Annotated in this window: 1 protein-coding gene; it reads right to left on the bottom strand. The window is 75.0% G+C overall.

The window, feature by feature from the left end; translation table 11 throughout:
• Nucleotides 1-111: 111 nt before the first annotated feature.
• Nucleotides 112-1024, bottom strand: a 913-nt coding sequence (locus VB737_RS16955; RefSeq protein WP_500314696.1) for an efflux RND transporter permease subunit, incomplete at its 5' end; no start/stop codon positions are given.

Genomic DNA, 1024 nt, shown 5'->3' with positions numbered 1-1024 from the left:
GGGCTGGCCGGCTCGCCTGCCAGAGCCCCGCCCCCAGGGCCAGGCCCGAGAGCGTGAGCACCTGGCGACGGCCCAGGGTCGGCGGCATGGCGGCAAGGGGCGATCCGACGCTCAGGATGGACCCTCAGGGGACCAGGCGCCGGAAGCCGTCGCCGTGGGACCTGATGCAACCGGCCCGGTCCGGGCCAGCAGGCCGTGGGCCGCCGGCACGTAGTACAGGGCCAGGGCCGTGGCCCCCACCAGGCCGCCGGACACGGCGATCGCCAGCGGCGGCCAGAAGCCGGAGGGATCGAGCATCAGGGGCAGGAAGCCGACCACGGTGGTGATCGTGGTGGCGAGCACATGGCGGGTGGCGTGTTCCACCACCGCGGCGGTGGCGGCCGGATCGCCGCTGCGGGCCAGCGGATCGCTGCGGATGGCGGTGAGCACCACGATCGAGTCGTTCACCGCCAGCCCGATCAGCCCGAGGGTGCCGAGGATGGCGGTGAAGCCGAAGGGCGAACCGCTGAGCCTCAGGGCCAGGGCCGCCAGTCCCACCGACAGCAGCGCCACCGAGGCGATCAGGGCGGCCATCCGGAAGGAGCGGAAGGAGAGCACCAGGGTGGCGGTCATCAGGATCGCCAGCACCCCCACCGTGGAGAGCAGGTTGGCGACCGCCTCGCCGCGGGCATCGGCCTCGCCGCCGTAGGCCAGGTTCACCCCGGTCGGCAGCTGCCAGCCCTCCCGTTCGAGCTGGCGGCGGAAGTCCTGCAGCACTGATTCCGGCAGCGCCCCCGCCGCCAGGAAGGCCTGCACCGTGTTGACGCGCTGGCCGTCGCGCCGTTCGATCGCGGCCAGCTCCGGCTCCAGCCGCAGCCCGGCCAGGGCCCCCAGGGGAATCGGTGCCGCGCTGCCGGGTGCCACCAGATCCAGGGAGGCCACCTGCTCGAGAGCGCTGCGCTGGGCCTCGGCCACCCGCACCCGGCCCCGGCCATGGCGGCCGTTGCTCCCGAAGGCCGGCCCGCTCCCCCCCACCCCGGCGGCG

It is taken from the genome of Synechococcus sp. BA-120 BA3 (assembly GCF_034931285.1).
In the GTDB taxonomy this organism is placed as follows: Bacteria; Cyanobacteriota; Cyanobacteriia; order PCC-6307; family Cyanobiaceae; genus Cyanobium.
The sequence above is the reverse complement of the archived record's forward strand: the minus strand, read 5'-3'. Positions and strand labels throughout refer to the sequence as shown.